This is a genomic window from Cohnella rhizosphaerae, from assembly GCF_029525575.1.
Taxonomy (GTDB): Bacteria; Bacillota; Bacilli; order Paenibacillales; family Paenibacillaceae; genus Cohnella; species Cohnella rhizosphaerae.
This window is the reverse complement of the sequence record NZ_JAPDIA010000008.1, coordinates 205,176-227,701: the sequence shown is the minus strand read 5'-3', so window position 1 is coordinate 227,701 and position 22,526 is coordinate 205,176. Positions and strand designations below refer to the sequence as shown.

Below are 22,526 nucleotides of genomic sequence, written 5' to 3'. Positions count from 1 at the left end.
GGGAGGTCGCGGCGCGAAGCAAAATTACGATGTCGCGATAAGCGAGCGGCCGATGCAGGCCGCTTCGGCCGTCGTATACGGCAAACGGCGGCCGTCCCGTCCCGTCCGTGCCCGTCAGCCTGGATATTTCGGCCGCGATGCAGCGCGCCTCCAACTGAGCGCTTTCCAGCTCCTCCTCCTCAATCGCCGCGGCGCCTCCATCCGCGTCGCCGCCGTCCGCTTTTCCGCCGGCGGATTCAGCGCCCGACTCGGCGAACGTCGGGGAGACGCTCGCCTTCGCGCCGTCCGCGCCCGTATCGATGAGCAGCATGTCCACCGAATAGGAGGCCAGCGCTTCCGCCCCAGGCGAACCGGCAGCCGACGCCTCCGGCGGATAGCCTTCGCCGTAGATCAGCTCCGCGCGGCGGTCGTAATCCATTTCGCCGACCGGTTCCCGCATGATCAGCCTGAATACGTGGTTGACCGCGTCCAGCACGCGGCTGCGGCTGCGGAAGTTGCGCGCCAGGTCGATTCGGAGTCCCGCCGCGCCGCCCCCGGACTCTGCGGCAGCCGCGCCGCGCGCCCGATCTCCGTCGGGCTCGTCTTGCCCGGCGGGCTCCGGTCCCCGCGGCGTCCAAATATCGTAGGTCTTGTACTTCGCCAGGAACAATCCCGGCTCGGCCAGGCGGAAGCCGTATATGCTCTGTTTGACGTCGCCGACCATGAACACGTTGCCGGGATCGCTTCGCGCGATCAGCGAGACGATCGCCTCCTGCACCTCGTTCGTATCCTGATACTCGTCAAGCAGAATCTCCCTGAAGCGCTCCCGGTAAGCCAGCGCGGCATCCGACGGCGCGGCCGCTTCCGGCGAAGAGCCGGGCGCCCGCAGAATGCGAAGCGCATAATGCTCCAGGTCGCCGAAATCGAGCAGTCCCTTGCCGCGCTTCGCTTCCTCGTAGCGCCCTGCGAACGCGATGACGAGCTCCGCGATTTCGGCCATTTTCGGCGCGAGGGCGGCGAGCTCCTCCGCGTACTGCGCCGGAGAACGCACGAACCACTCTTCGGCCAGCCTGTTGACCGTCTTTTTCGCCTCGTCCCGCATCTCCTTGACACGTTCCTGCAGTGCCGGATCGTACCCGTCGCCGCGGCAAGCCTTGAGCCGGCCGAAGGCGGCCGAAGCGAACGCCTCCCGCCACTTCGTCCAAGGCTGCCCGGTCACCGCATCGGCCAGCGCCGCCACGAGCGCCGCATCCTCGGCCAGCGTGGACGCATACGGCTCGGGACCTCCCGGCGCCTCGGCCAGTTCCCGCGCGCCGCGCAGCAGTCCCGCCGCGCCGGACAACGACAGCAGGACGTCCGCCTGCATGCTTTTCACCCACGGAGACGAAGCGAGCTCCGCCTCTCCGTCGATGTCGAAGGCCGCGGCCGTGGCCCGCAGCCACGCGTCGGGCCACGGATGGCTGCGCGAGAAATCGTACAGCTCCAGCACGAGTCGATGCAGCGGTTCGTCGCTCCGCTGGCCGCCGTACATGTCCGCCAGAACCGCCAGCGCGCCCTCGTCGCCGAGCGCGAGCTCCCGCTCGTAGCGCTCCTCGAACAGCTCGTCGAGCGTATCCATGCGCAGCAGCTCGGCTTCGGTCTCGTTCGCGATTCTAAAGCCCGGATCGAGCCCGATGAGCGGCGCGTACCGCTGCACCGCTTCCATGCAGAACGAGTGCAGCGTCGTAATCGATGCCCGCGGCAGCAGCGCGAGCTGTCTGCGCAAATGCGCGGCGTCCGGCGTCTGCTCGAGCTTCAGCTCGAGCGCCGTCCGGATCCGCTCCTTCATCTCCGCCGCCGCGGCCTTGGTGAAGGTCGCCACGAGCAGCGCGTCGACGTCGAGCGGGTTGTCCTCGTCCGCGATGCGGGAGATGATCCGTTCGACCAGCACGGCCGTCTTGCCGGAGCCCGCCGCCGCCGCGACGAGCAGATGGCGGCCGTCAGCCGCGATCGCCGCCCACTGCTCCGCGGTCCAGCGGCTGCCTTCCGGCCTTGCGTACGTAGCCGCCAATCCCTCGTCGGGCCGGGCGAAGCCTCCGCCCTTGCGCCGGCCGGCAGCCGCGTCCGCGCCATAGGATGCGTCGTCCTCTCCGGACGGGCCGCCTTCGCCTTCGCCTTTGCCGCCGGGCGTCGCAGGCCGCTCGCGCAAACTCTCGTGCTCGAAGAAGCCTTCCCAATCGAAGGCGAGCTGTTCGTCGTCACCGTCGTTTCGCGATGCGCTCATGTCTCGTCCGCTCCCTCTTCCTCATCGGTCTCGCCAAGCCACTGCCATACCTCGTCCTTGTTCGCCGGCCGGCGAAGCGCATGATGGCGGTTGCCCTCGAGTTGCCCGTCGAACTGGCATACCGGCCTGAACTCGCACACCGTACAGGGGCTCCGCTTGCCCAGCCGATAAGGCGCGATATCGACGTCGCCGTCCACGATGCGCTTGCCGATCTTGGATATGTTGCGCCGCACCGCCTTGCGCAGCGTCTCCCACTGGGCGCCGTCGGCCACCTGGGAGCGGGCGGAAAAGCTGCCGTCCTTCTTGTACTCGACGGGCACGACCGACGACTTGGCGCCGCTGTCGAGCGACTCGTCCATGAGCTGGACCGCCTCTCCGTCGGCCAGCACGAGCCCTTCCATGCGGTATTCCTTGCGGATCGCCTCCTCCGCTCCGGACTCGTCGAGACCGTTGGCCGTATGCAGCAGCGGATTGTGCACGTGAAGATAAAGCACGCCCGCCGGCTTCGCCGGACGCCCGAGCCAATGCGGCGCGTGCGTGACGACGACGTCCAGATAAGTGAGCATTTGCAGCGAAAGGCCGTGCGCCACCTCGTCGAGCCTCAGCTTGACCGCGCTCGATTTGTAGTCGAGAATCCGCAGCAGCGTGCCGTCCTGCGACTCCGCCGCGTCGACCCGGTCGATCCGCCCCGCGACGTCCATCCATCTGCCGTCCCCCAGATACAGGCTGAGCGGCGGCATGATGCCCTGCGGCCCGAAGTCCACTTCAAGGCCGACCGGACGAAAAGCGGACAGCGCGGCGTGCTCCCCCGAGCATCGCGGACGTCTGCGAGACGATGCGGCTGAGCTTGCGCGCCATCGTGCGATGGCGGTTCGAGGAGAGCAGAATCTGCGACTGGACGCGCGGCAGCAGCCGTTCGACGGCCGCGGCGGCTTCGCTGTGCCAAAGCCCGGCCTCCCCCGTCGTCGGGACCGCCCATGAGCAGCTTCTCCGTCGTCTGCCGCAGCGCCGCGTGGAACAGCTGCCCGATATCCGGCGCATCGACCCTGAACATGCGCCGCTCCTTCAAGCGCAGGCCGTGCGCCGCGTAATGTCGGAACGGACAGGCGACGAAGCGCTCCATCCGCGACACGCTGGCCAGCAGCCGCTCGCCGTACAGCAACAGGCTCGTCTGCGGGCGAAGCGGACGCTCCTCGTTGGTGAAGCGCAGCGAGGAGAGCAGGACAGAGAGGCGCGAACGCCAAGGCTCATGCTCCGTCAGCCAACGGTAGGCCGATCGCCAGCCCGGCGACAGCGCGTCCCCCCTGCCGGTGCCTGCGAAGCATGGCCACGGTGTGCGTCAGCGCGCGCCCGGGTCGAACGGCGAACGACAGCTGCGCTTCGTCCGGCGCGCCCGGCTGCGGCTCCGCCGATTCGCCCTGAACCGGAATGCCGGGGAACCAGGCGCGAATGCGGCCGATGAGACTCGACTTGATCAAGCCGGAGCCCTCCTCGTCCGCAAGCGCATAGCTGATCCACAGATGCCGCGAGGGCGCCGTCAACGCCAAATATGCAAGAAACTCCTCGTCGAGCAGCCGACGCCTGGCGTTCGGCGCCAAGCGCAGGCCGGATTCGGCCAGCTTGGTTCGCTCTTCCTCCGAAAGCAGTCCGTCGTCCTTGATCGCCATCGGCAGTACGCCCTCATTCACACCGAGCAAATACAGCACCGATATCCGGTCCGTACGCGTGCGCTCTGGCGTTCCGATGAGGACCCGGTCGAGCGAGGGCGGCACGACGCCGAGCCGGATCGACTCGAGTCCCGCGTCGAGCATACCCGCGAACAGCGCCGTATCGGCGGGCTCGTCGCCCATCAGCTCCACGAGCTGGTCGAGCAGCCCGATCGCGCCGTCCCATAGCTGCCGGTGCATGCGGGCGCGCAGCGGCTCGCCGGCCAGCTCGTCGCTGCGGCTCCACAGCTCCAGCCTGTCCGGCGCTGCCGTCTCCTCCAGCAGCATAAACAACGCCCGGCACAGGTCGGCCTGCGACTTGGCGCGCTTGATGCGCCGCTCCAGCGTTCGCAGCGGCGACAGCAAAGCGTCGCGCGTCGACCGGATCGCCAGCATGGACGGACTGCCTTCGCGCGATCCGTCCTCGTCCGCCTCCTCGGCGTCCAGATCGCGTCCGGACAGCGCGTACCAGCTGCGGTCGTCGTGCCAGCGCCAGCCGTCGATGCCCGCCGCGAGCACGTAGTTCTCGAGCGCGTCGACCGCGTCCCGCGGCACGCTGTCGTTCGGCGGGTGGAGCAGGTCGGTCTTCGCGCAGCGGAAAAACGCCTCGTAACGCCATCCGCCGATCACGCATTCCAGCGCCGAACGGATGAACTCGACGAGCGGATGGTGCGAAGCCTGAGCCTTGCCGTCAATAAAATAAGGAATGCCGTAGTCGTCCAAAACGGAAGCCAGCAGGTCGCCGTAGTCCGCGAGATTGCGGGCGAACACGGTCATGTCCCGCCAGCGCGCGCGGCCCTCGCGGACGCGTCGCAGCATGTCCCTGGCCGCGGCTTCGGCTTCGGCCCTGCGGCTGGCGGACTCGTGGACGGACAGCCCGCAGTTCGGGTGCGCGGGCTGCAGCATCGCCTCGCCGCCGGACCATCGCCCGCGGCCGTCCATCGCCCGCTCAAGATGGCCCAGCATCGGGCAGTCCGCAAAGCGCGGCAGCACCTCGGGCGCCAGCACGACCGGCGGCTCCAGCTCGGCGCCGGCCGCTTCGGCGATTCTGCACAAGCGCGCGGACGTATCCGCGGTCTGATAGAACAAGTCGAGCTCGTCCGGCGCTTCCCCCCGCGCCGTACGGGCGATCCAGGCAGAGCGAGGCGGAAACGCGGACGCAGCGGCGGAGCAGCTCTTCTACGACGGCGTATTCCGTCGGCGTGAACCCGTGGAAGCCGTCAAGCCAAATCTCCGCCCCTTCGAGCAGCGCGGACGAACGCGCCCCGCGTATCAGGAACCCGAGCGCATCCTCGCCGTCCAGATAATGACCGTCCAGCTCGCGCTCGACGTCCTCGTATAACAGCGAGAGATCGTGCAGCTTGTCCGACAGCAGGCCCTCGGCAGCCGCCTGCGCCCTGCCGTCCCGCTCCGCCCCCCCCGGTCGAAGCCGCACCGGCCGCTAGCGGGACCGATCGCAGCGCGTCCGGGCTCGTGCCGTATCGCTTCCACTCGGTCAACTGCTCGCCGATCCGCTCGGCCAGCCCGGCGCCGCCGGTTCCGCTGCGGTACAGCTTCAGCTCGCCCTGCCTGCGCACGAGCGCTTTGTGGACCAGCATCGACTTGCCGTTGTCTCCGATCGGTACAACGGCCGAGCCGCCCGACTCCTGCATGACGCGGAACGCGAGCCGCCTGAAGCTCGACACCTGCAGTCGCATGAATCCCCGCGCCCCTGGCGACGAAGCAAACGCGTATTCGGTCTGAAACGTCGCTTGCTCGGGTACGATCAGCAGAAGCGGCGGCCCCGCCGGCTCCCTGGCGATCCGCTCTGCGATCTCGGTCTTGATCAGATGCGACTTGCCGCTGCCCGAGCGTCCCGCGATCAATCTCAGTTTCATGGCCTGCCCCCCCGTTTCCCCAATCGTTTTCGTACGATCTTCCGTGCGCGCTGCGATTCTAGCGATCATTGTACCACACCTGATCACACGCGCACAGACGTTCGCACCGAACTAAAAGAACCGCCCGCACCGCGATCAGGCGGAACGGACGGCCGACGATTATGCGATCACAGCGCTTTGCGGCTTCTGACTTCGAATATGCCGAACTTCAGGTAATGGCCTTCTTCGACCCCCACCAGCTGCGGATGATCGCGTCCGGCCCCGTTCCAGACGATGCGCCGGAGCACCTTGCCCGCGTCCCGCGCCGCTTCGAGCAGGGTCTCCATGAACAGCTCCGGCCGGACGTGGTAAGAGCAGCTCGCCGTGACCAGGTACCCGCCTTCGTTGATCAGCTTCATCGCCTGCAGGTTGATGTCCTTGTAGCCGCGGATCGCGCCCGGCACGGCGCGCTTCGTCTTGGCGAACGCAGGCGGATCGAGAATGATGACGTCCCACGTGCGCCCCTGCTTGCCCAGCGGTTTGGAGGTGTCCACTTTGGCCGCAGGCTTGACGCCGTTGGCGCCGCCTTCCGCGCCGGCTCTCGCCGCGCGCTCTTCGCGTCCCTTGACCTGCTCGCGCAAATATTCGAACGCGTCGGCGACGACGAATTCGACGCGGTCCTCGAACCCGTTGTCCGCCACGTTCGTTCTGGCGGTGTCGATGCCGTGCTCCGAAATGTCGAGACAGGTAACGCGCTTGGCGCCGTACTTGCACGCATGAAGCGTGAAGCTGCCGGTATGCGCGAAGCACTCCAGCACGGTGGCGCCGTCCCAGTAAGGGAACGTGACGACGCTCCCGTTGGCGTTGATCGGCACGGGCCTGACGCCTTCTTCCGTAGCCCGCTCCTCGAGGGAGATGCCGCTTCGTTTGCCCCAGCCGCTCATGAGCGGCGCGATCGCCGCGCGGTTTTCCCGCTGATCGAAGAAGTAGCCGGTTTTTTGGCCGCCTTCGATATCGACTTGGACGGTCAGTCCGTTTTCCAAGATCCGCAAATAACGCGGGCATTCGCCGTAGAGGACGCCCGTGCGCTCCTCGAGCCCTTCGAGCGTACGGACGCCGACGTCGCTTCGTTCGTAGACCCCTCTTGGCGCGAACACGCGCACGAGCGCGGACAGCCAGGCGTCGCGCGCCTGGTCCATGCCGAGCGTCAGCACCTGCACGACGAGCACACCGTCGAACCGGTCGACGACGAGCCCCGGCAGGAAGTCGGCTTCGCCGAATACGAGCCTGCACGAATCGTCGTCCGGCACGAATCGCCTTCGGTAGTCCTGACACGCGCGGAAACGCGCTTCGAAGAACGCTTCGTCCATCGCGTCCAGCGGCCCGTAAGCCACGATCCGGATCGCGATCTGCGAAGCCGGGTTCCAGTAGCCGGTCGCCAAAAATTGCCCGCGGTGATCTCGCACCTCCAGAAGTCCGCCCGGCCCGGGCTCGCCTTCGACGCGTTCGATCTCATTCGCGAAAATCCAAGGGTGCCCCAGCTCCAACCTGGGGCGGCGCGAGCGGGTCAGCACGGCAAATGGCTTGTTGTCGGTCGGCATGCGCTCAGTCCTTTCTCTATCATGTCTCTTGCGATCGCCGCATACGATTGAATCGAGACGGGACAAGTCGGTCCCTTCCGTCCTTCGGTTCTGCCGTTCGCGGCTATGTAATCCTTAAAGGAGAATCGGTCCCATGACGCTATATTTGATCTCGCTGTCGGTGGTCGGCCTCGCGCTGCTGCTCTCGGGCATGAAGGTGATGGAGGCCGCGCTCGCAAGCTGGGCAGGCGACCGCATGGCGCTCGCCGTCGCGCGCTCGACGTCGACGCCGCTCCGGGGGTTCGCCCTCGGCACCGCTTCGAGCGCGCTGCTGCAAAGCGGCACCGCCGTCACGCTGCTCACGATCAGCCTCGTCAACAGCGGCATCCTCCCGTTCGCGCGCTGCTTCGGCATCCTACTCGGCACCAACGTCGGCACCTGCCTGACGACGGAACTCATGAGCCTGGAGCTTCATCGCTACGGCTTGCCTCTGTTGGGCGCGGGCACCGCCCTGTGGCTGTTGTCCCTCATGTCCGGCGAGTGGCGCGCGCTGCCGCCGATGCCTCGCCGTATCCACGACGCCTGCCGCTTCGGCGGAGCGGTGCTCGCCGGCTTCGCCCTGCTGCTCGCCGGCTTCGCGCTGCTCCGTACGATGGGACCGCTGCTCCAACGGCAAGGCACGTTCGCGCATCTGATGGACATGGCTGCGCAGCAGCCTGCGCTCGGCGTGCTCGGCGGCGCCGTGCTCACCGCCCTCATCCACTCGGGCGCCGCGGTCGTCGGCATGTCCATGGGCTTCGTATCCGCTGACGCCATGAGCCCGGACACAGCCGTCGCGATCGTGCTCGGCGCCAATGTCGGCACCTGCGCGACCGGGCTGCTCGTCTCGCTCGGCGGCAGCCGCGGCGGCAAGCTCGTCGCGCTGTCGCAGATCGCGCTGAACGTCGGCGGCGTGCTGCTGTTTTACCCGCTGCGGCACGAGCTGCTCGCCGCCGCAGCCTACGTCGCGCCGGGCAATGCCGCGGCCCAGATCGCGCATGCGCAGACGATCTTTAACGTCGCCTGCTCGCTGCTGGCGCTGCCGCTCGCCTATCTGATCAAGCCGCCGGCCAAGCCGGTTGCGCCCGGCGCCGCGGCTTAAACGGCAGCGCGAGCCCCGCGCGCCGCGTCAGTACGCGCCGGCCGCCGCCGGGTCGCCGCCGACGATCTCGATGCCCGAGCTCGTGCCGATGCGGCTCGCCCCGGCGAGCAGCATCGCTTCGGCCGTGGCGGCGTCGCGGACGCCGCCCGACGCCTTCACGCCGAGATGCCCCGACACGGACGAACGCATGAGCCGGATGTCCGCCTCCGTCGCCTTGCCCGGGCCGAAGCCCGTCGACGTCTTGACGTAGTCCGCGCCCGCCGCTTCGGAGAGACGGCATGCCTCGCGCTTCAGCTCGTCCGTCAGCGCGCCGGTCTCCAGGATGACCTTGACGAGCGCGCCGCCCTGCACGGCCCGTACGACGGAAGCGATGTCGCGCTGAACCGAATCGAAGTCCCGGTCGAGCAGCTTGCCGATCGACAACACCATGTCGATCTCGGAGGCGCCGTCCTCGACGGCCGCCGCCGCCTCGAACGCCTTGGCGCGCGTCGCGGCAGCGCCGAGCGGGAAGCCGACGACGGCGCATACTTTGACGTTCGTCCCGCCGAGACGTTCGCGGCTCAGCCGCACCCATCGGCCGTTCACGCACACGCTGTAAAACTGATAGGCGAGCGCTTCCTGGCACAGCTGTTCGATGTCGGCAGTTTGCGCCTCCGCCTTCAGCAGCGTATGGTCGATGAACGTAGCGATCGACCGGCCAGGCGTCCAGATCGGGAAGCGGCCCGCCGCGACGACATGGCCGTCCTGGGGCTCGAAGCCGAGCTGGCGCAGCGCTTCGCGCAGCACCTCGTCGTTGTTGTCGTATCCGCCGCTGCGCTGCAGCCGCCAGCTGTCCTCCGGCGAATACCACGCAACGCCTTTAATCTCCTCGACCTGCGCCTGCAGCGTGCCCTCGCTCGCTTCGACGAGATAATAATGCACTTCCTTCTGCACCGTCGCCCTGTCCGCCGATTCGTACTGGTAGCGGATGACGGAGAGCGGCGAACGAATGTCCCCGCGAATCCCCGTCTCCTCCATGATTTCCCTCAGCGCCGTCTGTTCGACGGTCTCGCCCGGCTCCATCTTGCCTTTGGCCAGCGTCGTCTTGCCGAAGCGGTCCTCGATCATTTGAATCTCGATCTTGCCGCCGCTCTGGCGGTATACGACGCCGCCTGCCGATATCTCCAACATGCCGTTATCCTCCTAATTAAGCCTGCATGGCAGGCATAAGCCCTGCCGCCGGCGCCTCGAGCAGCTCGCCCTTGCATTCGTTCGCGCCGCCTTCGACGATCCTTACCCGGCACAGCTTGCCGACAAGGGACGGATCGCCTTTAAATACGACGTTCAAATAATTATCCGAGTGGCCGCTCATCAACCCGCTGCCCGCCGGCCCCTTTTCGCCGCGCTCCGGTATGATCTCCAGCACTTCTCCGACCCATCGCTTCGCGTATTCGGCCTGCATCCGCTCGGACAGCTCGATCAGCTGCTGGACGCGCCCGTGCTTCACGTCGTCTTCAACCTGATCGTCCATGCGCGCGGCGGGCGTGCCCGTCCGTTTGGAATACGGAAATACATGCATCTCCGCGAAGCCGATCTCCTCCATAAAGCGGTAGCCGCGCTCGTAATGCGCGTCCGTCTCGCCCGGGAACCCGACGATGACGTCGGTCGTGATCGCCACGCCCGGCATCGCCGCCTTGATGCGCCGTATCTTGTCCGCGAATTCGGCCGTCGTATATTTGCGCCGCATGCGCTTCAGCACCTCGTCGTCGCCCGCCTGCAGCGGGATGTGAAGATGCCTGCACATTTTTTAGAGCCGTTCAGCACCTCGATCATGGCGTCGTCGATCTGGCTCGCTTCGATCGAGCTGATGCGGATCCGTTCGAGCCCATCCACCTGGTCCAGATCGCGCAGCAGGTCGGCAAGCCGGTAATTCTCGAGATCGTCGCCGTAGCCGCCCGTATGGATACCCGTCAGCACGATCTCCTTGTAGCCCGAAGCGACCAGCTGCCGCGCCTGGGCGAGCACGCTCTCGGGGCTGCGGCTGCGCGACAGGCCGCGCGACCAGGGGATGATGCAGAAGGTGCAAAAGTTGTTGCAGCCCTCCTGAATCTTGAGAAAGGCGCGGGTATGATCGGCGAAATCGGGCACGTCGAGCTCTTCGAACTCGCGTGTCTTCATAATGTTGCGCACCGCGTTGACCGGCCTGCGCTCGGCCTGGATATCCGCGACGTACGTCATCAGCTTGTCCCGGTCCTGCGTGCCGACGACGAGATCGACGCCTTCGATCGCGAGAATCTCGGCGGGCGACGTCTGCGCGTAGCAGCCCGTCACCGCGATGACGGCGTCCGGGTTGCGGCGCACCGCGCGCCGGATGATTTGCCGGCTTTTCTTGTCGCCGGTGTTGGTCACCGTGCACGTATTGATGACGTATACGTCCGCCGCGCGCGACTCGAAGTCCACCTGTTCATAACCTTCTTTTTTAAAAAGCTGCCACATCGCTTCCGTATCGTAGAAGTTGACCTTGCAGCCGAGCGTATAAAATGCCACCTTAGACATGGCGAGCTTCCCCCATCTCTCCGGATTCGTATCCGATCGCGGCCAGCGCCACGAGCGCCGCCGTCTCCGTTCGCAAAATGCGCTTGCCAAGCCCGACGCAGACCGCGCCCGCGGCCTCCGCCTGCCTGGCTTCGTCTTCGTCGAAGCCGCCTTCCGGGCCCACGACGACGAGCAGGCTCGGCCGCGATGCCGCTCCGGCATCCTCGCGCAGCCGCCCCGCGAACGCTTCAAGTTCGGGCTTCAGTCCGGCGCCTCTGCGTCCTTCTTCCTCATAACAAAGCAACACGCGGTCGTAGGCCCCGAACCGGGCGAGCAGCGCCTTCCAGGACGCGACCTCCCCGATGTCGGGCACGATGCCGCGATGCGCCTGCTCGGCGGCTTCCTTCGCGATCTTGCGCCAGCGGTCGAGCCGCTTCGCCTCCTTGCGCGCGTCGTACTGAACGACGGTACGCTTCGAGATGAACGGCAAAAACGCGGATGCGCCCGCTTCGGTCCCCTTCTGAATGACCGTCTCGAGCTTGTCGCCCTTGGGCAGGCTCTGGGCGACCTCGACGCGCCAAGACATCTCCGCCTCGGACGCGCGCGCGCGCAAGACGCGCGCTTCGACGCGTCCGCCCTCTATGTTCACGATCTCGGCCAGACACTCCCGGCCGGACCCGTCGCAGGCGATGAACTCGTCGCCGGCCTTCGCCCGCATGACGGTTGACAGATGCCGGGCATCCTCCCCCAGCAGCACGACGGCATCGCCGTCGATCTGGCCGGGATCGATAAAGTAACGCTGCATTCGCTTGAAGCCTCCACGATCGATTCAAGTTCCACCGTCCATCATACCGCGAATCGCGTTCAGGCGCTAGCTTCGGGGCTTTAGCAGACGGCCGAACGGCGCAAAAAAGGCCTCCGGGACGAACCCCGAAGGCGTATCAGGACAAGACTTGTTCCGCAAGCTGGCTTATGCAAAACCGTAAAAAGGCGTCGTGATATGAAGCAGCTTCGCGATCCACAATGTCGCATGGCGAATGATCGGATCGCCCAGCGAAAACAGCGGCGTGAGCGTCACGGCCTTCAGCGGCGGCAGGAATACGAAAAGCAGGAACAAGAACATCCCCCACTGCTCGAACTGCATCATCTTAAGCCGCAGCCTAAGCGGCGCGAACTCTTCGACGATCCGGTAGCCGTCAAGCGGCGGCAGCGGGATCAGGTTAAACAAAAACAGCATGACGTTGATCGGTACAAAATAACGAAAAAAAGTCCAGACGGTCTCCTGCGTCGCGAATTGACCGAGCGCGCCAAGCTTGACGAGCAGGAGATAAATAAACAAACCGACGAAGGCCAGCAGCAGGTTGCTGATCGGACCCGCGGCCGTAACCGCGATGCTCATCAGCCGCGGACGCTTGAACCGGCTTCGCCGGACCGGCACCGGCTTCGCCCAGCCGAAGCCGGCCACGAGCAGGAACAGGATGCCGAACAGATCCAGGTGCGCCATCGGATTGAGCGTGACGCGCCCTTGCTCGTAGGCGGTCGGATCGCCGAACTTGTATGCCGTCCAGGCGTGCGCGAACTCGTGCACGGTGAACGCGACGAGCATCGTCAGCAGGACGAACGGCAGCTCGTTCAGCGGAAACCAAAAAAAGCTCATTCGTCCTCACCCTTCGGTTTGCCGCATACGAACGCGATCCAGTCGTCCTGACGCACGCGATCGACGATCTCGAAGCCGGCCGCCAGCAGCCCGGCTTCGACGTCCTCTTCCTTGTTCTTGTAGATGCCGCTCGCGATATAGATACCGCCCGGCTTCAGCACGTCGAATACGTCCGCGATAAAAAAGCAGGATGATCTCCGCTAAAATATTCGCTACGACGAGATCGACGGGCGGCACGACGCTCGAAGCGCCCGCGTCGCCCGCGGCTGTCTCGCCGGCGCGCAGCACGCCGAGCAGGTCGCTGAGCCGCACCTCGATGTCGTCCTGGAGTCCGTTCAGCTTCACGTTCTCCGTCGCGCTGGACACCGCCACCGGATCCAGGTCGAGCGCGAGCACCCGCGAGGCGCCCAGCTTCATGGCGCCGATCGCGAGAATGCCGGAGCCGGTGCCGACGTCGATGACGGTGTCGCCCGCGTTGATCGCGCCTTCGAGCGTGCGCAGGCAGAGCGCCGTCGTCGGATGCGTCCCGGTGCCGAACGCCATCCCCGGGTCCAGCTCGATGATGAGTTCGTCCTCGCGCGGCGTATATTCCTCCCAGGTCGGCTTGATCGTGAGACGCTCGGATACCGGCAGCGGCTTGAAGTACTTTTTCCACGCGTGCGCCCAGTCGTCCTCGTTCACTTCTCGTGTCTGCACGGTAAAGTCGCCGGCGTCGTAACCGAACTCCGGCAAGCCGCGCAGCAGCTCGGACAGCTCGGCGACCAGCGTTTCTCCGAAGATATCTTCCGGAAAATAACCCGCGATGACGGCCAGGCCTGCCGGAATGTCGTTCAGCGGCTTGTCGTACCATTGCCCCAGCGACGTGTCTCTCGGCTTATCCTCCGACCACGATTCTTCTATGGATACGCCGCCCGCGCCCAGTTCATGCATGTAGTGCGCGACCATTTCCTGCGCTTGCTCGTTTGCCACGATCGTAATTTCATACCAACGCAATTCCGTATCCCCCCTAAACGACTCGTCGTTAGCCCCCATTATACAACTAGCTTTAAATGGCAAGCAAAGCGCCCGCCGTACGACTTGCTAGACGATTTTCACCAGACTGTAGTTTTTCTTGCCTTTGCGGATAATGACGAACTTGCCGCCGATCGCGTGATTCGCGCCCACTTCCAGCTCCAGATCGCTGACGCGCTCGCCGTTCAAGTAGATCGCGCCCTTGGTAATGTCCTCGCGCGCCTGCCGCTTGGAAGGCTCGATCCCGAGCTCCACCAGCCAATCGACGATATTTTTCGCTTCCGCCGTCGTCTCGAAGGTCGGCATTTCCTTGAAGCCCTGCTCGATCTCGTCGGCGGTCAGCGCCTTGATATCTCCGCTGAACAGCGCGGCCGTGATGCGCTTGGCTTGGTCGAGCAGCTCGTCTCCGTGGACGAACCGCGTCATTTCCTCGGCCAGCGTCTTTTGCGCTTCGCGCTTGTGCGGCTCGGTCTGCACCTTATCCGCCAGCTCGTCGATTCGTTCCTTGGACAGGAACGTGAAGTATTTCAAGTATTTGACGACGTCGCGGTCGTCGGTGTTGGCCCAGAACTGGTAAAACTCGTACGGCGTCGTCTTGTTCGGGTCGAGCCATACCGCGCCGCCCGCCGTTTTGCCGAATTTCGTACCGTCGGCCTTCAGCATGAGCGGGATCGTAAGTCCGAACGCCTTCGCCTCCGAACCTTCCTTTTTGCGAATCAAATCGAGACCGCTCGTGATGTTGCCCCACTGATCGGAGCCCCCGATCTGAAGCTGAACGTCCTCTTCTTGGTACAGGTGAAGAAAATCGAGCGACTGCAAAATCTGGTACGAAAATTCGGTGAAGGAGATGCCGCCGTCGAGCCGGCTCGCCACGACGTCCTTGGCCAGCATCGCGTTAATGCTGAAGTTTTTGCCGTAGTCGCGCAAAAATTCGATGACGTTGATCTTGTGCGTCCAATCGTAATTGTTGACGATGCGCATCGGCGCTTGGTTCGTGTCTTCCGTCAGAAACAGCTTGGTGAGCTGCGCCGCCAGCGATTCTACGTTCGCCTGAATCTGTTCCAGCGTCTGCAGCGAGCGCTCGGTCGTACGCCCGCTCGGATCGCCGATCGTGCCGGTCGCGCCTCCGATCAGAATGACCGGACGGTGGCCGGCCAGTTGGAACCGCTTCAGCACCATGAACGGAATCAAATGCCCGATATGCATGCTGTCTCCCGTCGGATCGACGCCGCAGTACAGCGAGACCGCCTTCTGGCCCGTCAGTTCGCGAAGGCCTTCCGCATCCGTCTGTTGATTGATCGCGTCGCGCCATTCGAGTTCGTCGATAATGTTCATGCTCATTTCTTCCCGCTCCCCTTGAGTGAAAATAAAAAATCGCCCCTTGTCTACGTAGACATAGGGACGATTGGAACACCGCGTTACCACCCAAATTGCACCGACGGACGCCGCGCGGACGCGCGCCGTGGATGCCGCTCTCGGCGAGATATCGATCGCCACGCCGCCCGGCATTACCCGGGTTACTCCGGAACGTAATTCGCTGGCCAGCGTGTGTACCGGGTCTCATCGACCCCCGGCTCTCTGAGACAGGGACGAGGCAGCTACTGATTCCTTCACCGTAAATACGCATATGAGTTACAGACAGTTTATTGATATTAACGGGCAATGTCAACCTCGAACGCTAAGTTCGACGGTTATGCGAGCGTGCCGCCCGTATCCTGGATGACGCGGCGCGCCTGCTCGACGGATTCGCCAGGCATATCCGCCGTCAGATGGATCGCGGCCGCCTTCGATGCCGCCGGGCTGTATTCCGCCGCGCCCGTGCCGAGCTCCTCCGCTGCCTCGAGCTCCGCGCCGCCGTACAGCATCGCGCTGGCGACGCCGCTAGCGATCGCATCGTTGCGCGTCGCCATCGAACCGAAGTCCGCGCCGGCAGCCGCGCTCTCCATGCGAAAGCGGTCTCCGCGCAGGGCCGTCAGCTTGCGAACGGCGGCTTCCGCGTCCTCCTGCGAGTCGAAGCTCGCCTCAAGCGTCGTCTTGTCCACGTCCGCTCACGTCCCTTCGTATTGCTGTGCGCGGCGGTCGGCTTCCTCCGAGCGCGCCAGCGCTTCCAGGTCGTCCGCGTCGGCGCGGTCCGCCGCGAACGCGACGTCTTCGGCTTTTGCGACGGGTAACTGCTCGTTGCTCTCGTTCCGCTTGCCCATCGATGTCGATCCTCCCGTAATGGCGAATAAAATGCATGCAGTCGACGTTTAGGATGCGCGAACGGAGGCGGCTTATGCATCGGAAAGCGGATTCGACGCGTGTCGGCCGGTCACAAAACATTCATGATCCTGCCGGGTCACAGGCTATGATGAATATCTCATCGTAGCCTTTTTTTAGTGATTTCTAAGATACTGAAGTTGACCAGGTCAAGTTCGTGGTTTTTTGCGGTGGATCTTACCCCGAACACAAAACTGAATGGACAACCTTCGAAGCACAGGCTATTGGACTGCGAGTCCGGATAAAAAATTTTCACGTTTCAGGTTGTCTTCCTGGTTTTCATGATGGAAAGGAGCGCATGGGTATGCTTGAAGCCATTCTAGAGCGTTGTGCTGGACTGGACGTGCACCAGGAATCCGTCGTCGCTTGTGTGCTGTCCGGTCCGCTTGACCAAAAGCCCAAGTGCGAAATTCGCACGTTTGGCACGATGACCGACGAACTGCTGGCCCTTGGCGAGTGGCTGTCGGAACAAGGTTGTAGTCAGGTCGCCATGGAAAGTACCGGCGTGTACTGGAAGCCCGTTTGGAACGTGCTGGAATCCTTCGATTTCGATCTGCTGCTTGCCAATGCACATCATATCAAGAATCTACCCGGCCGTAAGACCGACATCAAGGATGCTGAATGGATTGCCAAGCTGCTTCGCTGCGGTTTGATCGAGAACAGCTTCGTCCCCCCCGGTCGATATTCGCGAATTGCGTGATCTGACACGATACCGCAAGAAGTTGGTCCAGGAAGCGACAGCGGAGAAAAACCGCATTCACAAGCTGCTGCAGGATGCCAATGTGAAGCTGACCTCGCACATGTCCGACATCTTCGGCGTTTCCGGCCGCCTGTTGCTCCAGAAGATTGTGGATCACGAGGTCATCACGATGGATTTTCTGGAGACGCACATGAAGGGTGCGCTAAGGCATAAATCTCCCAAGCTGCTTCAATCGCTTAACAGCCGCCTTCGCGCTCACCATCGCAGCATGATCCGTATGTCCTGGGAGCATTTGCAATACATCGAGTCCTCCATCGCTCAGATGGAAACGCATATTCGCAACTACACCAAAGACAAAGAGGAGAGCTTCAACCTGCTGCTGACCGTACCGGGAATCAACGAAAACGCGGCGGCCGTGATCTTGGCCGAAATCGGAACGGACATGAGTCAATTCAAAAGCGACCACAGTCTGGCAGCTTGGGCAGGTATGAGCCCGGGCAATCACGAGAGTGCGGGTAAAAAAAACGGCAGCGGGCAAGGTCCGGAAACAGTCAACTAAAAGCGATCCTTTGCGAATGTGCTTGGGCGGCCTCGATGACACGAAATACAAGGCTTTCTGCCCGTTATTGGTCGTGGGTAAAACGACTGGGCAAGAAGAAAGCGTTGGTTGCGCTGGGCCATACTTTGCTTCGAATCGTCTATCACCTCCTGCTTCATCGCCGTCCGTATCAGGAGTTGGGACCCGATTACCTGGATCGGCATCGCGCTGAACGTCAGCTTCGCAAGCAGTCTCAAATGATTAAACAGCTTGAAGAAAGCGGCTTTTCCGTCACCAAATTGGCTTAATGAATACTGACTCTACAACCCCCTAAGAACTTCCAAATCGGCAGTTCTATTTTTGCATGCGCGTCGAAGGCAGTACGTGCATGGCGATATTCATAAAAAAAAGACGCCCCTCCTGCGGAGGGGCGCCGGTACGTATATATCAATCGCCTAAAATCGCTTTTTTCATGCGCTCGAAAATGGATTTGTGCTGCTCGTGGGTCGCCTCGCCGGTCGTCGACCCCAACTCCCGCAGCAGCTCCCGCTGCGCGTCGTTCAGGTTGGTCGGCGTGACGACCGTCACTTTGACGTGCTGGTCGCCTTGCCCGTAGCCCCGCAGTTTCGGCACGCCTTTGCCTTTGAGGCGGAAATACGTGCCGGTCTGCGTGCCCGCCGGAATCTTGAGCTTGACCTTCTCGGTCAGCGTCGGAATCTCGATCTCGTCGCCGAGCGCCGCCTGCGCGAACGTCAGCGGAACCTCGCAGTAAATATCGTCGCCGTCGCGCTCGAAAAAGTCGTGCGCCTTCACGCGCAGGACGACATACAGGTCGCCCGCAGGTCCGCCCCGCGTCCCGCCTTCGCCCTCGCCGCTTACGCGAAGCTGCGATCCGTCGTCCACGCCCGCCGGAATTTTAACGTGAATTTTGCGCTGTTTTTTCACCTGGCCGCTGCCGGAACAAACTTTGCAGCGGTCCTTGATAATCTTGCCGCGCCCGCCGCAGGTCGAACACGTTCTGCGGTTGACGATGCGTCCGAAAGGCGTATTCTGCGCGACTTCCTGCTGCCCGGTGCCGCGGCAGGTCGGACAGTTGTCGACCTTGGAGCCCGGCTCGGCGCCGCTGCCGTGACAGTGGTCGCAGCTCTCGGTGCGCGGGATCGTGATGTCGAGCTCCTTGCCGAAGACGGCTTCCTTGAACTCGATCGTCATCGTATACTGCAGGTCATTGCCGCGCTGCGGCGCATTGGGGTCGCGCCGGCCGCCGCCGCCGCCGAAAAACATATCGAAAATGTCGCCGAAGCCGCCGCCGAAGTCGCCCTGTCCGCCGCCCATGCCCGCCATCGGGTCTTCATGGCCGAACTGGTCGTAGCGGGCGCGCTTCTGATCGTCGCTCAGCGTATCGTACGCTTCCTTGACTTCCTTGAACTTGGCCTCCGCGTCGGCCGCCTTGTTCACGTCCGGGTGATACTTGCGGGCGAGGCCGCGGTAAGCCTTTTTGATCTCGTCCGCGGATGCGCCCTTGCCGACGCCGAGCACCTCATAAAAATCCCTTTTGTCCGCCACTATTCAACCTCCATCTCCATGACAAAGTCAAAGCGGGTTCCGCCGCGCGCCGTAAAGGCAGCGCCGGGCGGAACCGGCTTTGACTACTCGCTGCCGCCGGCAGCCGGCTATCTATGCTTTATTTCTTGTCTTCGTCCACGACTTCGTAATCGGCATCGACCACGTTGTCCTTCTTCGCGGAAGAGGAACCTGCGTCGGCGCCGCCGGCTTCGCCTTGCGCGGCTTGGGCTTCTTGCGCCGCTTGCTCGTAAACCTTGACGGACAGCTGCTGCACGATGCCGGACAGCTCGTCGGAAGCGGCTTTGATCTCGTCGAGATTGTCGCTCTCGAGCGCCTTCTTGACCTTTTCCTTCGCCGCTTCGACGTTCGCGGTCTCGGAGGCGTCGACCTTGTCGCCGAGATCCTTGACGGCCTTGTCGGCCGCATAGATCAGTTGGTCCGCGCCGTTCTTCGCTTCGATCAGCTCGCGGCGCTTGCTGTCTTCTTCGGCGTGCAGCTCGGCTTCCTTCTGCATGCGCTCGATCTCTTCCTTGGAGAGACCGCCCGAAGACGTGATCGTGATCTTCTGGCTCTTGCCCGTGCCCTTGTCGAGCGCGGAGACGTTCACGATGCCGTTGGCGTCGATGTCGAACGTGACTTCGATCTGCGGCACGCCGCGCGGTGCCAGCGGAATGTCGGTCAGGTTGAAGCGGCCGAGCGTCTTGTTGTCCTTCGCCATGGCGCGTTCGCCTTGAAGCACGTGGATCTCGACCTGCGTCTGGTTGTCCGCGAAGGTGGAGAACACTTGGGACTTGCTCGTCGGGATCGTCGTGTTGCGGTCGATCATCTTCGTCAGGACGCCGCCCGCGGTCTCGATGCCGAGCGACAGCGGGGTGACGTCGAGCAGTACGACGTCCTTGACGTCGCCCGTCAGGACGCCCGCTTGGACCGCGGCGCCGAGCGCGACGACTTCGTCCGGGTTAACGCCCTTGTGCGGCTCTTTGCCGGTCAGGCGCTTGATCGCTTCCTGAACGGCCGGGATCCGCGTAGAACCGCCGACCAGCACGATCTTGTCGATCTGCGAAGCGGACAGCCCCGCATCGGACATCGCCTGGCGCGTCGGTCCCATCGTGCGCTCGACCAGCGAGGACGTGATCTCGTCGAACTTGGCGCGCGTCAGATTCATCTCCAAGTGCTGCGGCACGCCGTCGACGACGGTGATGAACGGCAAGGAGATCGTCGTTTGCAGGACGCCGGACAGCTCCTTTTTCGCCTTCTCGGCCGCGTCCTTCAGACGTTGAACGGCCGATTTGTCCTTAAGCAGATCGATGCCCTGCTCCTTCTTGAATTCGGCCGACAGCCATTCCATGATCGCTTGGTCGAAGTCGTCGCCGCCCAGGTGGTTGTCGCCGCTCGTCGCCTTGACTTCGAAGAAGCCGGAGCCGAGCTCGAGGATCGAGACGTCGAACGTACCGCCGCCGAGGTCGAAGACGAGGATCGTTTGATCTTCGGCTTTTTCGAGGCCGTAAGCGAGCGCCGCCGCGGTCGGTTCGTTGACGATGCGCAGCACTTCGAGGCCCGCGATGGCGCCGGCGTCCTTCGTCGCTTGACGCTGGCTGTCGTTAAAGTAGGCAGGAACGGTGATGACGGCTTGCGATACCGTTTGGCCCAGATACGCTTCCGCGTCGGCCTTCAGCTTTTGCAAAATGATCGCGGAGATCTCCTGCGGCGAGTAATCCTTGCCGTCGATCGACTCCTTGTGGTTAGAGCCCATGTGACGCTTGATCGAGATGACGGTGCGGTCGGGATTGGTGATCGCCTGACGCTTCGCCGTATCGCCGACGATGCGCTCTCCGTCCTTCTTGAAGCCGACGACGGAAGGGGTGGTGCGGTTGCCTTCCGGATTCGGGATGACGACGGCTTCGCCGCCCTCCATGACCGCTACGCAAGAGTTGGTGGTACCCAGGTCGATGCCGATGACTTTGCTCATGATTCAAGTCCTCCAGTCGTAAAATGCGTGAATTTGAAATTCGGTTAAGTAAAAATTACCCGCTGACCTTGACCATCGCGGGACGGATGACCTTGTCGCTCAGCCAGTAGCCCGGTTGGACGACCTCGACGACGATGCCTTCTTCGTATTCGTCCGATTCCACCTGCATGATCGCCTGGTGAAGCTCGGGATCGAACGGCTGGCCGACCGGCTCCATCGCCTTCAGCCCTTCGGCCTCAAGCACCTGCCAAAGCTGGCGGTTGATCATGTCGATGCCCTTGACGAACGAGTCGCTCTCGGCGCCCTCGGACGACGTCTGCAGCGCGCGGCCGAAGTTGTCCAGCACGGGAAGCAGGTTCGTCACGAGCTTGACCGAAGCGTACTTCTGAAGGTCCGCCGTCTCCTTGAGCGTGCGGCGCCGATAGTTGTCGAAGTCGGCCTGCACGCGAAGCTGGCGCTGATAAGCCTCTTCGGCTTGGCGCTTCAACTCGTCGAAACGGTCGTCCTCCGGCGCGGCCGAAGCTTGTTCGGCTTGCTCCGCTTGCGCTCCGGGCGTCTCTTCCGTCTCCGGCGCGGCTTGTTCGGACACGTCAAGGTTAGGCTCTTGCTTCAAATCCTGTTCCATGGCTCGGCTCCTTCCTCATCGGAATCATTTTGCGCGTTCGCGCGTTATTTGTACAATCGGGTGTAAAGACGGGTCAAATCTCCGGACAAATAATCCAGCAGGCCAATGACCTTGCCGTACTCCATGCGCGTCGGCCCCAATATGCCGATCGTGCCGAGCAAATGACCGTCCGCGGAGATCGTCGCCGTCACGAGACTGCATTGGTTGATCGCTTCTACGCCGTTTTCCGTCCCTATGCGTACCTGTATCCCTTCGGACAACGACTGAAACAACTGCATCAGGCGCGGCGTCTCCTCGAGCACGTCCAGGATGCCTTTGACCTTGTCGACGTCCTTGAACTCCGGCTGCGTCAAAATGTTGGTCGCGCCGCTCAAGAACACTTTGGGCTCGGTCTCTTCCTTCAGCGTGTCCTCAAGCAGGGACAGAATATGCTCGCAATGGTCGATATAACTGCGAAGCTCGTTGGCCACTTCGGTATAAAGCACCGTCTTCACCTTGTAAAAGGGAACGCCGGTCAGCTTGTCGTTAAGCAGGCCCGCAATTCTGCGCATATCGTCCATGCTCACGCCCTCGGGCAGCGTGATGGTCCGGTGCTCGACATGCCCCGTGTTGGCGACGACGATCGCGACCGCCGTCGTCTCGGTCAGCGGCAGCAGCTGGAAATGCTTGAGACTCGTATGGAACGAGTCCGGTCCGAGTACGATCGACGTATAATTGGTCAGCTGCGACACGATCGACGCGGCATGACTGACGGCGCCCTCCCAGTGGTTCATCTTCTCCGCGACAAGGCCCCGCAGACGCTTCACGTCCTGCTCCTTCACCCCGCCGAGCCGGATCAGATGGTCCACGTAATAACGATATCCCTTAATGGAAGGGATGCGGCCGGCCGACGTATGCGGCTGCTCGAGCAATCCGAGCTCTTCGAGATCGGCCATATCGTTGCGGATGGTGGCGGGGCTGAACGACACGTCGCTGCGCTTGGAGATGCTGCGCGATCCGACGGGCTCCGCGGAGCGGATGTAGTCGTCTACAATGGCGCTTAATATCATACGTTGACGCTCGCTGAGCATGAATCGTTCCCCCCTCCTCGCCGTCGTTAGCACTCAACGATCATGAGTGCTAATCACTATTACAAAAATACCAAACCGCGCCTGCCGTGTCA

18 protein-coding genes and 6 pseudogenes are annotated in these 22,526 nt (G+C 63.3%); 4 read left to right on the top strand and 20 right to left on the bottom strand.

What is annotated here, in order from left to right:
* Positions 1-682: 682 nt before the first annotated feature.
* From OMP40_RS40370 to OMP40_RS24300, 8 genes and pseudogenes are all read right to left on the bottom strand, one after another.
* A pseudogene (locus tag OMP40_RS40370) lies at positions 683-2,242 on the bottom strand (UvrD-helicase domain-containing protein); the annotation flags it as partial.
* On the bottom strand, positions 2,239-3,108 hold the full coding sequence (locus tag OMP40_RS24320) for a PD-(D/E)XK nuclease family protein (RefSeq protein ID WP_420872076.1): 870 nt from the start codon (positions 3,106-3,108) through the stop codon (positions 2,239-2,241). The pseudogene OMP40_RS40370 and the gene OMP40_RS24320, both read right to left, overlap by 4 nt.
* A complete protein-coding gene (locus OMP40_RS42225) occupies positions 3,008-3,283 on the bottom strand; it encodes a hypothetical protein (RefSeq protein WP_277535273.1) in 276 nt (91 codons plus the stop codon). The genes OMP40_RS24320 and OMP40_RS42225 overlap by 101 nt, the downstream gene beginning before the upstream one ends.
* Positions 3,228-3,365, bottom strand: a pseudogene (locus OMP40_RS42220) (PD-(D/E)XK nuclease family protein); the annotation flags it as partial. The gene OMP40_RS42225 and the pseudogene OMP40_RS42220, both read right to left, overlap by 56 nt.
* Before the next feature lie 124 nt (positions 3,366-3,489).
* On the bottom strand, positions 3,490-5,037 hold the full coding sequence (locus OMP40_RS24310; RefSeq protein ID WP_277535271.1) for a helicase-exonuclease AddAB subunit AddB: 1,548 nt from the start codon (positions 5,035-5,037) through the stop codon (positions 3,490-3,492).
* 91 nt (positions 5,038-5,128) lie between these two features.
* Positions 5,129-5,383: pseudogene (locus OMP40_RS40365) on the bottom strand (hypothetical protein); the annotation flags it as partial.
* A 73-nt stretch (positions 5,384-5,456) separates the two neighbouring features.
* A pseudogene (locus OMP40_RS40360) lies at positions 5,457-5,825 on the bottom strand (helicase-exonuclease AddAB subunit AddB); the annotation flags it as partial.
* Between the two features lie 167 nt (positions 5,826-5,992).
* Positions 5,993-7,405 carry a class I SAM-dependent rRNA methyltransferase gene (locus tag OMP40_RS24300; RefSeq protein ID WP_277535267.1) on the bottom strand — a complete coding sequence of 471 codons (1,413 nt, stop codon included), beginning with the start codon at positions 7,403-7,405 and terminating at the stop codon, positions 5,993-5,995.
* A gap of 133 nt (positions 7,406-7,538) precedes the next feature.
* On the opposite strand from OMP40_RS24300, the gene OMP40_RS24295 reads away from it, so the two are divergent.
* On the top strand, positions 7,539-8,525 hold the full coding sequence (locus OMP40_RS24295) for a Na/Pi symporter (RefSeq protein WP_277535266.1): 987 nt from the start codon (positions 7,539-7,541) through the stop codon (positions 8,523-8,525).
* A gap of 27 nt (positions 8,526-8,552) precedes the next feature.
* Here the strand turns inward: OMP40_RS24295 and deoC are convergent, their stop codons facing one another.
* The 8 genes and pseudogenes from deoC to OMP40_RS24250 form a co-directional block, all read right to left on the bottom strand.
* Positions 8,553-9,695 carry a deoxyribose-phosphate aldolase gene (gene deoC, locus OMP40_RS40355; RefSeq protein ID WP_338131230.1) on the bottom strand — a complete coding sequence of 381 codons (1,143 nt, stop codon included), beginning with the start codon at positions 9,693-9,695 and terminating at the stop codon, positions 8,553-8,555.
* A 16-nt stretch (positions 9,696-9,711) separates the two neighbouring features.
* A pseudogene (mtaB, locus tag OMP40_RS24280) lies at positions 9,712-11,060 on the bottom strand (tRNA (N(6)-L-threonylcarbamoyladenosine(37)-C(2))-methylthiotransferase MtaB).
* On the bottom strand, positions 11,053-11,844 hold the full coding sequence (locus tag OMP40_RS24275; RefSeq protein WP_277535264.1) for an RsmE family RNA methyltransferase: 792 nt from the start codon (positions 11,842-11,844) through the stop codon (positions 11,053-11,055). The pseudogene mtaB and the gene OMP40_RS24275 overlap by 8 nt, the downstream one beginning before the upstream one ends.
* A 165-nt stretch (positions 11,845-12,009) precedes the next feature.
* The gene (locus OMP40_RS24270) at positions 12,010-12,696 is read right to left on the bottom strand and encodes a site-2 protease family protein (protein ID WP_277535263.1); all 687 of its coding nucleotides are present in this window, start codon (positions 12,694-12,696) and stop codon (positions 12,010-12,012) included.
* Positions 12,693-13,689 (bottom strand): annotated as a pseudogene (prmA, locus tag OMP40_RS24265) (50S ribosomal protein L11 methyltransferase). The gene OMP40_RS24270 and the pseudogene prmA overlap by 4 nt, the downstream one beginning before the upstream one ends.
* An 87-nt stretch (positions 13,690-13,776) precedes the next feature.
* Entirely contained in the window at positions 13,777-15,042 is a 1,266-nt protein-coding gene (tyrS, locus tag OMP40_RS24260) for a tyrosine--tRNA ligase (RefSeq protein ID WP_277537999.1), read from the bottom strand.
* 356 nt (positions 15,043-15,398) lie between these two features.
* The gene (locus OMP40_RS24255) at positions 15,399-15,749 is read right to left on the bottom strand and encodes a hypothetical protein (RefSeq protein WP_277535260.1); all 351 of its coding nucleotides are present in this window, start codon (positions 15,747-15,749) and stop codon (positions 15,399-15,401) included.
* A 6-nt stretch (positions 15,750-15,755) separates the two neighbouring features.
* Entirely contained in the window at positions 15,756-15,908 is a 153-nt protein-coding gene (locus tag OMP40_RS24250; RefSeq protein WP_277535258.1) for a YfhD family protein, read from the bottom strand.
* Between the two features lie 362 nt (positions 15,909-16,270).
* Between OMP40_RS24250 and OMP40_RS24245 the strand changes: the two genes are divergently transcribed.
* The 3 genes from OMP40_RS24245 to OMP40_RS24235 are packed head-to-tail and all read left to right on the top strand — an operon-like array spanning position 16,271 to position 17,512.
* Complete coding sequence (locus OMP40_RS24245; RefSeq protein ID WP_277532978.1) at positions 16,271-16,666, top strand: IS110 family transposase; 396 nt, start codon at positions 16,271-16,273, stop codon at positions 16,664-16,666.
* Positions 16,659-17,225: a transposase gene (locus OMP40_RS24240; RefSeq protein ID WP_277531187.1), complete on the top strand. Its 567-nt coding sequence runs from the start codon at positions 16,659-16,661 to the stop codon at positions 17,223-17,225. Before OMP40_RS24245 ends, OMP40_RS24240 begins: the two co-directional genes overlap by 8 nt.
* Positions 17,226-17,260: 35 nt before the next feature.
* Entirely contained in the window at positions 17,261-17,512 is a 252-nt protein-coding gene (locus OMP40_RS24235) for a hypothetical protein (protein WP_277528396.1), read from the top strand.
* Between the two features lie 139 nt (positions 17,513-17,651).
* Here OMP40_RS24235 and dnaJ read toward each other — a convergent pair whose 3' ends face one another.
* The 4 genes from dnaJ to hrcA all read right to left on the bottom strand — a co-directional run bounded on the left by dnaJ (position 17,652) and on the right by hrcA (position 22,434).
* Positions 17,652-18,770, bottom strand: coding sequence for a molecular chaperone DnaJ (gene dnaJ / locus OMP40_RS24230; RefSeq protein WP_277535257.1), 1,119 nt, complete (start codon positions 18,768-18,770; stop codon positions 17,652-17,654).
* Between the two features lie 118 nt (positions 18,771-18,888).
* Positions 18,889-20,739, bottom strand: a complete 1,851-nt coding sequence (gene dnaK / locus OMP40_RS24225; RefSeq protein ID WP_277535254.1) for a molecular chaperone DnaK — start codon at positions 20,737-20,739, stop codon at positions 18,889-18,891.
* 55 nt (positions 20,740-20,794) lie between these two features.
* Complete coding sequence (gene grpE / locus OMP40_RS24220) at positions 20,795-21,364, bottom strand: nucleotide exchange factor GrpE (RefSeq protein WP_277535252.1); 570 nt, start codon at positions 21,362-21,364, stop codon at positions 20,795-20,797.
* 44 nt (positions 21,365-21,408) lie between these two features.
* Positions 21,409-22,434, bottom strand: a complete 1,026-nt coding sequence (hrcA, locus tag OMP40_RS24215) for a heat-inducible transcriptional repressor HrcA (RefSeq protein ID WP_277535250.1) — start codon at positions 22,432-22,434, stop codon at positions 21,409-21,411.
* Between the last annotated feature and the right edge of the window lie 92 nt (positions 22,435-22,526).

Excerpts from the sequence above, each read along its gene's own strand:
- OMP40_RS42225 (WP_277535273.1), bottom strand. The coding sequence starts at position 3,283 with ATGCGCCGGATATCGGGCAGCTGTTCCACGCGGCGCTGCGGCAGACGA.
- OMP40_RS24300 (WP_277535267.1), bottom strand. The coding sequence starts at position 7,405 with ATGCCGACCGACAACAAGCCATTTGCCGTGCTGACCCGCTCGCGCCGC.
- OMP40_RS24295 (WP_277535266.1), top strand. The coding sequence starts at position 7,539 with ATGACGCTATATTTGATCTCGCTGTCGGTGGTCGGCCTCGCGCTGCTG.
- deoC (WP_338131230.1), bottom strand. The coding sequence starts at position 9,695 with ATGTTGGAGATATCGGCAGGCGGCGTCGTATACCGCCAGAGCGGCGGC.
- OMP40_RS24275 (WP_277535264.1), bottom strand. The coding sequence starts at position 11,844 with ATGCAGCGTTACTTTATCGATCCCGGCCAGATCGACGGCGATGCCGTC.
- OMP40_RS24270 (WP_277535263.1), bottom strand. The coding sequence starts at position 12,696 with ATGAGCTTTTTTTGGTTTCCGCTGAACGAGCTGCCGTTCGTCCTGCTG.
- tyrS (WP_277537999.1), bottom strand. The coding sequence starts at position 15,042 with ATGAACATTATCGACGAACTCGAATGGCGCGACGCGATCAATCAACAG.
- OMP40_RS24250 (WP_277535258.1), bottom strand. The coding sequence starts at position 15,908 with ATGGGCAAGCGGAACGAGAGCAACGAGCAGTTACCCGTCGCAAAAGCC.
- OMP40_RS24245 (WP_277532978.1), top strand. The coding sequence starts at position 16,271 with ATGCTTGAAGCCATTCTAGAGCGTTGTGCTGGACTGGACGTGCACCAG.
- OMP40_RS24235 (WP_277528396.1), top strand. The coding sequence starts at position 17,261 with ATGACACGAAATACAAGGCTTTCTGCCCGTTATTGGTCGTGGGTAAAA.
- dnaK (WP_277535254.1), bottom strand. The coding sequence starts at position 20,739 with ATGAGCAAAGTCATCGGCATCGACCTGGGTACCACCAACTCTTGCGTA.
- grpE (WP_277535252.1), bottom strand. The coding sequence starts at position 21,364 with ATGGAACAGGATTTGAAGCAAGAGCCTAACCTTGACGTGTCCGAACAA.
- hrcA (WP_277535250.1), bottom strand. The coding sequence starts at position 22,434 with ATGCTCAGCGAGCGTCAACGTATGATATTAAGCGCCATTGTAGACGAC.